8 protein-coding genes are annotated in these 9604 nt (G+C 60.5%); 4 read left to right on the top strand and 4 right to left on the bottom strand.

Annotated elements, in window-relative coordinates; translation table 11 throughout:
* The 3 genes from NKJ89_RS35160 to NKJ89_RS35150 all read right to left on the bottom strand — a co-directional run.
* Positions 1-970: multicopper oxidase family protein (locus NKJ89_RS35160; RefSeq protein WP_352609006.1), on the bottom strand; the 970-nt coding region annotated here is incomplete at its 3' end.
* 49 nt (positions 971-1019) lie between these two features.
* The gene (gene cueR / locus NKJ89_RS35155) at positions 1020-1475 is read right to left on the bottom strand and encodes a Cu(I)-responsive transcriptional regulator (RefSeq protein WP_352487705.1); all 456 of its coding nucleotides are present in this window, start codon (positions 1473-1475) and stop codon (positions 1020-1022) included.
* Positions 1462-4077 carry a heavy metal translocating P-type ATPase gene (locus NKJ89_RS35150; RefSeq protein WP_352487700.1) on the bottom strand — a complete coding sequence of 872 codons (2616 nt, stop codon included), beginning with the start codon at positions 4075-4077 and terminating at the stop codon, positions 1462-1464. The genes cueR and NKJ89_RS35150 overlap by 14 nt, the downstream gene beginning before the upstream one ends.
* Before the next feature lie 177 nt (positions 4078-4254).
* Here NKJ89_RS35150 and NKJ89_RS35145 point away from each other — a divergent pair, with 177 nt between their 5' ends.
* Both NKJ89_RS35145 and NKJ89_RS35140 read left to right on the top strand, forming a co-directional pair.
* Positions 4255-4458, top strand: a complete 204-nt coding sequence (locus tag NKJ89_RS35145; RefSeq protein ID WP_352487701.1) for a heavy-metal-associated domain-containing protein — start codon at positions 4255-4257, stop codon at positions 4456-4458.
* Between the two features lie 113 nt (positions 4459-4571).
* Positions 4572-7070, top strand: a complete 2499-nt coding sequence (locus tag NKJ89_RS35140; RefSeq protein ID WP_352609005.1) for a DUF2231 domain-containing protein — start codon at positions 4572-4574, stop codon at positions 7068-7070.
* Here NKJ89_RS35140 and NKJ89_RS35890 read toward each other — a convergent pair.
* Positions 7054-7668 (bottom strand): ferredoxin reductase domain-containing protein, encoded by a 615-nt coding sequence (locus NKJ89_RS35890; protein WP_502904200.1) that lies wholly within the window; start codon positions 7666-7668, stop codon positions 7054-7056. The genes NKJ89_RS35140 and NKJ89_RS35890 overlap by 17 nt on opposite strands.
* A 689-nt stretch (positions 7669-8357) precedes the next feature.
* Here NKJ89_RS35890 and NKJ89_RS35125 point away from each other — a divergent pair.
* Both NKJ89_RS35125 and NKJ89_RS35120 read left to right on the top strand, forming a co-directional pair.
* A complete protein-coding gene (locus NKJ89_RS35125; RefSeq protein WP_352609004.1) occupies positions 8358-8672 on the top strand; it encodes a recombinase family protein in 315 nt (104 codons plus the stop codon).
* A gap of 580 nt (positions 8673-9252) precedes the next feature.
* Positions 9253-9604 (top strand): cyclic nucleotide-binding domain-containing protein (locus NKJ89_RS35120; protein ID WP_502904199.1); only part of this gene is annotated, 352 nt, incomplete at its 3' end.

Here is a 9604-nt window from a genome sequence, read left to right as displayed (position 1 = left end):
GCGTGTACAGCGTTGCGGGGCCGGGCTTGTCGAATGACACGATCAGTTCAAGGCGTTCGGCGGGACTGAGAAGGATCTCGTCGGCGGCGATCGGTGCGTCCAACAGGCCACCGTCTGTTCCGATAATTGTCATTGACGCTTCAAACGCCAGTCGAAGGAACCGCGCGTTTGTCGCGTTGTAGAGCCGGAAACGCCGCTTCGTGCCAAAGGGAACTGTTAGCCGGGGATTCTTCTGTCCGTTGACAAGCACATGATCGCCGACGCGCCCGTTCATCAGGTCGGTCATCGTGTTGTCCGGCATCGTGCCATCGGCGGCAAGGCGTAGGTCGGTGAACACCAGCACGGTGTCGCCATAGGCGGCCGGGATCGGATCGGCCTTCGGCTTGACCACGAACGCACCGGCGAGGCCGCGATAAACTTGCTCGGCCGTCTTGCCGTGCGGATGCGGATGGTACCAGTAGGAACCAGCGCTGCCTTCCGGCAGTTCGAAGCTGTAGGTGCGGTCGGCGCCAGTTGCGACGGGGTCCATCGGATTGCCGTCCTGGTCGGCGGGCACCCGCATGCCATGCCAATGGATGGTGCTCGTCTCCTCGGGAATTCGGTTGGCGAAGGTGATCTCGACCCGGTCACCCTCGACCGCCTCGATCAGCGGCCCGGGGCTGGTGCCATTATAGCCGAGGATCGGCGTGTCCAGCCCTTCGGCGAAGCGAAACTTGGCCGGTTCGGCCGTCAGTCGTGCCTTGAAAGCACCGGGAGTCATCGATCCGTTCGTGAGGCGGGTAAGCTCGCGCAACGGCTCGCCTTCCGGGAGCGCGAGCGCGTTGGCCGGTGCTGCACCCATGTCATGGCCCATGTGACCCATGTCCATGCCGGACATGTCATCCATGTTGTCCATCTTCATCTGTGCTGCGGCGCGCCGGCTCGCAAGAACCGTCGCGAGGCCGGCCGCCAGAAACCCACGTCGATGCATCTGTCGTTCTCCTCGATCACTCATCCAAGGTTTGCGGAGAGAGCGCGTCCTACAAGGACTGCCGATGCCCGGCCGGGTCAATGCGGCGTTTGGCCCGCTTGATCGGCCCCGCCTCGTGCCCGCTGGAAAGTTGTTCGATGATCGGGCAATGCGGTCGACCATCGCCCTGACAATGCTCCGCCAGATGACGCAGAGTTTTTGACATGTCGCGGAGCTCTCGCATTTTGCGTTCGAGCTCGGCAACATGTTCCATAGCGATCCGCTTGACATCAGAGCTCGCCCGCGAGCGGTCGCTCCAGAGAGCGAGCAGGTCGGTCATTTGGTCAACCGAAAAGCCTAGATCGCGTGCCCGGCGAATGAAGCGTAGCGTATGGATATCGTCGTCCGAATAGACCCGATAGCCGGCGTCAGTGCGGGCGACGTTGGCGATCAGCCCGATCGACTCATAGTAGCGGATCATCTTGGCCGAGACGCCAGATTCCGCGGCAGCTTCACCTATGTTCATGGTTGCATTCCTGCAGGTTGAAAGTCCCGGCGACATCAGATCCGGAACTTAGAGCAAAACGTATCGGCACAAATCTGTCATACGACTTGAACGGAGAATTGACCGGCTTGTGTCCTGTCGTCGATTGGATCCGGAAACGCCTGAGACGCAAGGCATTGGTTAGAACGAACACGCTAGACAGCGCCATGGCACCAGCCGCCAGCATCGGTGACAGGAGCGTGCCGTTCAGCGGATAGAGCACACCAGCGGCGACCGGGATGAGCGCGATGTTGTAGGCAAAGGCCCAGAACAGGTTCTGGCCGATGTTGCGGATTGTTGCTTTGGAGAGCGCGATCGCGTTGGCCACACCGCGGAGATCGCCCGACATCAAAACAACATCGGCGCTTTCGATGGCGATGTCCGTACCGGTGCCGATCGCCATACCGACATCCGCTGCAGCAAGTGCCGGCGCATCGTTGATGCCGTCACCTACGAAGGCAACCCGAGCGCCATGCTCGCCAAGCCGCCTGACGGCCTCGACCTTGCCGTCGGGCAGCACCTCGGCGACGATTTCATCGATACCGATACGCCGCCCGATCGCCTCGGCCGTACGGCGGTTGTCGCCGGTCACCATGGCGACCCGAAGCCCAAGCGAATGCAGCGCCTTGATAGCAGCGGGCGTCGATGCCTTGATCGGATCGGCTACGGCGATGATCGCGGCGAGCTTGCCATCGACGGCGGCATAAAGCGGGGTCTTGCCTTCGTCGGCAAGGCGCGCCGAGGCTGAAGCAAAGGTCGAGATGTCCAGGCCGAGCTGGATCATCAGGCGATCGGCACCGACCTCGATCTTGCACCTTTCGACGCCAGCTCTCACCCCAAAGCCAGGAATGGCCTCGAAGTTCTCGACATCAGCAAGCACAAGCCCGTGCCGTTCGGCCGCTTGCACGATCGCCTCGGCGACGGGATGCTCGGAGCGTGCCTCGACTGAGGCAACGAGCCGGAGCACGTCGGCTTCGACAAAACCGTCAGCCACGACGAAATCGGTCAGTTCGGGCCGGCCCTCGGTGAGCGTTCCGGTCTTGTCGAGAGCAATGACCGTAGCGTCACGCAACGTCTGCAGCGCCTCGCCCTTTCGGAAGAGCACGCCCAGTTCGGCCGCCCGCCCCGTACCGACCATGATCGACGTCGGCGTAGCAAGGCCCATGGCACACGGGCAGGCAATGATGAGGACGGCAACGGCGTTGACCAGTGCAAAGGACAGCGCCGGCTCAGGTCCCAGCACAAACCAGGCTCCGAAGGTAAGCAAGGCGGCCGCGATGACGGCCGGCACGAACCAGGCCGTAATCTTGTCGACCAGCGCCTGGATCGGCAGCTTTGAGCCTTGGGCAGCCTCGACCATGCGGATGATCTGGGCGAGCAGCGTTGCAGAACCGACCTTGGTAGCGCGAAAGGAAAAACTGCCGGTCTTGTTGATGGTGCCACCGACGACCTCCGCGCCGATTCCTTTGGCTAAGGGCAGCGGCTCGCCAGTCATCATGGACTCATCGATGAATGATGATCCCTCGATGATCTCGCCGTCGACCGCGATTTTTTCACCTGGCCGAACCATAACTATGTCACCAACCCGTACCTCGGCGAGAGGCACTTCTATCGTCACGCCGTCCTTGACGACGTGCGCCGTCTTGGGCTGCAAACCGACGAGTTTCTTGATCGCCTCGCTGGTCCTGCCCTTGGCCCGCGCTTCGAGGAAGCGTCCGAGGAGGATCAGCGTCACGATCACGGCTGCGGCTTCGTAGTAGACGTTGGCAGTGCCTGCCGGCAAGACGCCGGGAATCAAGGTCGCAACGAGCGAGTAGGCCCAGGCAGCACCGGACCCTAGCGCCACCAGTGCGTTCATGTCCGGCGCGCCCCTGAGAAGGGCCGGCACGCCCTTGCGGAAGAACCGCAAGCCCGGACCAAATAGAACAATCGTGGTCAGGACGAATTGCAGCCGCCAGTTCCAGTCGCCAAGTGTCATCATCACCCAGTGATGGAACGCGGGCACGAGATGGGAACCCATTTCGAGAATGAAGACAGGCAGCGTCAGAAGCGCGGCCAGCGCAAGCGAGCGACCCAGCGTCCGAATCTCGGCTTCGCGTCCGTCGCGCTCACGGTCCTTGTCCGTCTCCGGCAGGATCTGGCGCGCCTGGTAGCCGACTGCCGCCACCGCTCTTTCAAGCGTGGCAGCCTCAATCGTGCCCGCGATGATCCGGACGGTGGCACGCTCGGTTGCCAGATTGACACTGGCTTCGGTCACGCCCGGCACCGCCTTTAGCGCCCTTTCGATGCGCGCGACACAAGAGGCGCAGGTCATTCCTTCGAGGGCGAGTTCAATCGTGTCCGCGCGCGTCTCGTAGCCTACGGCCGATACTGCCGCAATGACGGGAGCAAGGTCCGGCTTGCCGGCAAAAGTCACCTCGGCACGTTCGGTCGCGAGATTGACCGATGTCCCGACGACCCCCGGCGCGGTGGCAATGGCCTTTTCGACGCGCCGCACGCACGAGGCGCACGTCATACCCTCGATGCCGATCTGAATTGTGACCGGAGCGGGTTCGGCTGTCGTGTGCGGGGTAATGGCGTTCATAGTTTGCAACTCCGTTCTGGGCTGTTGCCACATCATAAAAAGGTTCCCACGATTGGAAGGTCAAGAGGCAAAATTCAACCAATGCTTCCTAACGATCCGAATTCCAAAAAAGTCTCTTGACCTTCCAACGATGGGAAGCCCCATAAGGTCTCCATCAACAACAAAAGGAGAGCTGCAATGTTGAAATTGAGGGTTCCGGATATGAGCTGCGGCCACTGCGCCAGCACGATCGAAAAGGCCGTAAAAAGCGTCGATCCGACGGCTCAGGTGGCGATCGACCTAGGATCATCGACGGTCGCGGTGGAGACCAAGGCGGACGAAACCGCAATCCGGGACGTCATCAAATCTGCCGGCTACGACAACGAAAAGTTGGCGGCTTGAAGACATCGGAGGCCAGCGCGGATCATAAACGCGCTGGCCGCGTTCATGAGCCTTAAGGCTTGGTGCGCCGGGCCGTCTGACAAACCTCTGCGAAAAATCAAAGGCGGCCTGTCATGCTCGTCCAACCGATCGACTATTTTCTTGTTGCCTGGTTCTCGATTGCCGCTGTCTCGACGCTCTATGTCGGCTTCGACCAATACCGCAACAATCCCGAACCGGTGGTGATGAAATGGGGTTTCATCCTGGTCACCCTCTATATGGGTCCACTTGGATTGCTGCTTTATGTACTTGCCGATAAGGAGCCACGGCCCGGCGAGCACGAGGACTTCACAAAGCCCCTGTGGAAGCAGGGCGTGGGCTCGACCATCCACTGCGTTGCCGGCGATGCGACCGGCATCATTCTCGCTGCCGTCGTCACGGCAACGTTAGGCCTGCCGATGTGGCTCGACCTCATCGTCGAATATCTTGCCGGCTTCGCCTTCGGCCTGTTCATTTTCCAGTCGCTGTTCATGAAATCGATGATGGGCGGCACCTACTGGGAAAACGTGCGCAAAAGCTTCCTGCCCGAATTCATTTCGATGAACTTCATGATGGCGGGTATGGCGCCGGTCATGAGTTTCCTGATGATGGGGCGGGACATGCGCGCGATGGAGCCGACGGAACTTCTGTTCTGGGGCGTGATGTCGATCGGCGTCATCGCCGGCTTCACGCTCGCCTATCCTTCCAATGTCTGGCTGGTCGCCCGCCGGCTGAAGCATGGGCTTATGACGCAACGCCAGGAGCAATCCGCAGGACATGATGTGGGAACGCAGCACGCGCATAGCGAGGCCTCCGCAAAGCCGGCAGAACGCCATGCCGGACGAAAAGAGAAGGCCGCGCCTGCCAAGGCAACCGCCGAAGCGCACCAAGGTCATTCTCATCATCATGCCGGCGACAGCGGCGAGCAGCAGCATGGCCAGCCGGAATTTCCCGTCGTCGCGGCGATCGGCCGCCATCCCATTCATCCGATGCTGGTTCCGTTGCCGATCGGGCTGTTCGTCGGTGCGCTTCTCTCCGATCTGGCGTTCTGGATTAGTGGCAATGCGTTCTGGGCGACTGCTTCAGTCTGGCTCGTCGCGACGGGATTGGTGGGTGGTCTTGCCGCAGCGGTGGCCGGCCTGACGGACTTCCTTGGCAGTCCGCCAATTCGCAAGCTGTACCATGCTCGCCATCATCTCGCCGGCAACCTCGTCCTGCTCGCCATCGCGGCGGTCAGCATGGCTGTGCGCCTTTCCCTTGGTCCGGCGGATGCCGTGTTGCCGTGGGGGCTGCTGATGTCGGTCGTTGTTGTGGGGCTGCTTGTCTATACCGGATGGCACGGTGGTGAAATGGTTTTTGGCCACGGCGTCGGTATGCAGCAGCACGAGCACGGTGCTTCTCATACAGCGCACGCGATGCCGGCCCATCACTCGCAGCAAGGAGGCCATTCATCTCACACCGGTCACGGCAGCGGCGGTCACCAGATGGAGACGGACGCCACGACGCCGCAGATTGCAGCGCTCAGTATGGTGTCGCTGTTTGCGCTGGCGATCGGCATGACGGCGCCGGCGAACTGGCTGAACCTCAGGCTGTCGGCCCGTGATGTCGGCGGCGTCATCATGCCGCGCGGCATGATCATGGACCGTGACACACCGGCCGATGCCATGCGCGACATGGCGGCGACCGATCCGCGACGCGTGACCGCCACGTATGACCTTGCGGCCAAGGGCGATCAGGAACTGCCGTTCCGCATGGAGAATGGCGTGAAGGTGTTCGAACTCAGGCCATCGGCGATCCGCTGGCAGATCCTGCCCAACGTCGCTGTCGATGCCTATGCCTATAACGGCCAGATTCCTGGTCCGCGTATCCACATCCGCCAAGGTGACCGTATCAGGATCAATGTGACCAACGACCTGCCGGAGGAAACAACCATCCATTGGCACGGGATGATCCTGCCGAACCAGATGGATGGACCGGCTGAGATTACCCAAGCGCCGATCGAGCCTGGACAATCATATTCCTATGAATTCACGGCGACCCAGCATGGGACTTATTTTTATCACCCGCACGCCAAGCCCGACCGGACCCAGGCCCTCGGCCTCTACGGCGCGCTGATCATCGATCCCGCAAAGCCCGCCGACGAGGTAGCCGCCGACCATGACTATGTGATCGAGCTTCAGGAATGGCTCGTTCGTGAAGGCCTGACGTATCCCGCGATGCCCATGGACGGCGGCATGCCGAATTTCTTCACCATCAACGGCAGGGCCTACCCCTCTACCGAGACGATCAAGATGAAGGTTGGCGAGACGCTGAAGGTGCGTTTCATCGGCACCAACAACGGCTTCATCCACCCGATGCACATCCATGGCGGACCTTTTGAGGTGGTCGCCCGCGACGGCGAGACGATCCAGCCCTCAGCCCGCTTTTTTGCTGATACGATCAATGTCGGGCCAGGGCAGCGATATGACGTCGTCTGGAAGGCACAGCGGCCCGGCAAATGGCTGATTCACTGCCACATCCCGCATCACACGACGAACAACAATGTCGAGGAGAAAGGCGGCGGCGGGCTCATGGTCGTCATCGATGTTGAGTGAAAAACCTCCTGCCGGCGAGAAGGCGATGGGCGAGATATCCGACCTTAACCAGCGCAAGAGCAAGAGCAATCCCGATCGCTGCGTACCAGCCAGATCCGGGGAATCCCTTCAGACCGTTGCCGAATATCGAAACGACGGCGCCGGCATGCAGCGTCACCAGCGCGGTCACGGCCAGTACCGTTGAGACCACCGGAATGAACCGCCTGCACCGATGGCCGGTGACTTTGCCGTTCTGATTTGGGCTGATTTTGTTGAGATCGAAACCGGTGAACTCTTCGGCGTGTATGCTAGCCTCGTCGACCCCTGAACCACCGAGCATCGTCTTCATGGCGCCGGCCATCTCCGGCAGCCCGGAAATGCAATAAACGGGAAGCCGCAGGTCATCGACATGCTTTGAAACCAGGGAATGGCTTATGCGTCCGGTTTCGCCTGTCCAACCAGCCGAAGCTTCGGTCATCGTCGCAACCAGTGTGAAAGACGGGTTCTGCTCGGCTAGTTCTTGCAATTCCCTGAGATACGCAGCGTCCGCCGGCCGCCGGTTCGAATAAAACAGAAACAACCGGTGCGACGGCTTTCGCTCGATTGCGTCCTTGATCATCGAGAAGGCCGGGACAATGCCAATGCCTCCGGCGAGAAAAACTGCCGGCCGCGTGCAGTGCGAAACCTCCGTGCGGAACATCCAGTAGCACCTGGATGAGAACCTTGTCCCCCATTTGCAGGCGAGCCAGAACCCGCTTGAATGCCGTGTCACGCATCCTCATGGCAATCACCAGATCAGTTTCCTGGGGTGTGCTGGCAAGTGAGAAAAAACGGCTGTTGCCCTCGCGGTCCGTTTCGACAGGATCGAGGAGCGTCATCCGCACATGCTGTCCCGCCTTAAACCGAAAGCCGTCCGGTCTCTCGAAGACGAAAGCCCAGCTGTCGTCCGCGATCTGCGTCTTGCCCTTCAGCGCCACCTCAAACGAAGCCGCCTTCATTGAACCGCCCAAGCGACCATGCATCCTACGATAGCGATCGTGATCCATGTGGTCTTCCTTGCGTCACGATAACGTACGTGCCGTATGTGCCTTAGGCTGCGCGGTCTTCGTCACATCATTTTCGATCGGTTCAGTCGTTGTGGACGAGCCCCATTCACAGTGGCGTTGCCCAATTGCACAAGTTGTACGTTAATGGACACTGAGTCCAAAATCCTTTTGCCGGACATATTGCTGCAAATGTCCGATACCGGGCAATCAGCGCAATTCGACCCCCAAGGGGCCTGTAGCGCGAGGGATAGGGTCACAGAGAATGTCCACGGTGAGCGGGGCTGACCCGATCGACACGCGCCCCGGCTTTCAAGGCCTCCTTGAGTACATGGCGGGCAATGGCGCTCGGGTGATCCTGATAGAGAACGCCAGCCCGTGCGCGCGTGACCTTGCGGTGCAGATCGCGGGCCATAGGCTGTTGCAGGGTCTTGGCTATGAATTGATCCCGGTCGATGCACCGGACAGCTTCAGCGATGACACGCCTACGGCAGCCATGGTGCGGCAGATACTCGGGGCCGGGCTGAGTGTGAGAAGGCGCAGCTTGCGGACTTGTGGCGAAGCGCAAGGGCGCACGTGACAGGGCCTCCAAGGCCATTGGACGGCGTGCGGAAGGGAACCACGGTTACCGCGTGGGCAAGCCGGACCTGGCCCTTCAACTTCGCCAAAACCGCTGCAGCCTGATCCGCCCGGACGCGTCCGTCTGAAAGCGATCAGCTGTTGCAAGGGTCGTCGACGTGCGGGGAAATGAGCGCTTACCTACGAAACGCATTTCACACGACTTCACACCTACCGACCGGGGCTGTTCTCCCAGCGTTGCGGCTGCCGGAGCAATGCCAACCAGGGCTGGGGATAATGTGAGGCCGTGTGCCTCTCTATCTGTTCTGAGACCGCTTTTATATGAGATCCAATCCCTCAGAGCCCCGCAAATTGCTTTGTATGAGAAACCGTCACCACCAGCAGCAAAAGGAACGAATGTGAACTTCCAAGACATGCGCCTCGATCAACTCGGGGCTCAGGCCTACCCGAAAGGGCAGGCAGTGACCTGTAAGATTTTGTCATCCGCACGTTTGAAGCCTATGCTTCCCATATCGGCCGCCAGCGCTTCGGACGCAGCCGACAGTAAGAGGTACGTGCTCTTGCCCGTCAGGGAGAGAGCCATGCCCCAATCCCTTATTCGCAACCATGTATTGAAAGCCCTCTCCCCAGAGGATTTCGCGCGATTGCAGCCATCAATGCATCACGTCGAACTGGGCATCAAAGCCCAGCTTGAGGTCTCATATCAGCCGATCGAGCGTGTGTATTTTCCAGAGAAGGGCATCGCGTCAGTGGTTGCCACCATGACCGGTGGGCGGCAAAGCGAAGTCGGCATCGTCGGCCGCGACGGCATGACGGGGATTGCCGTCATTTTGGGCCAGGACAGATCCCCCAATGAAACCTACATGCAGGTCGCAGGCAATGGCTGGATGCTCCCGGTTGAAAACCTTCGCTCCGCGATTGCAGAAAGCCAGA

Source organism: Mesorhizobium sp. M0047 (assembly GCF_040323315.1).
Taxonomy (GTDB): domain Bacteria; phylum Pseudomonadota; class Alphaproteobacteria; order Rhizobiales; family Rhizobiaceae; genus Mesorhizobium.
The sequence above is the reverse complement of the archived record's forward strand: the minus strand, read 5'-3'. Positions and strand labels throughout refer to the sequence as shown.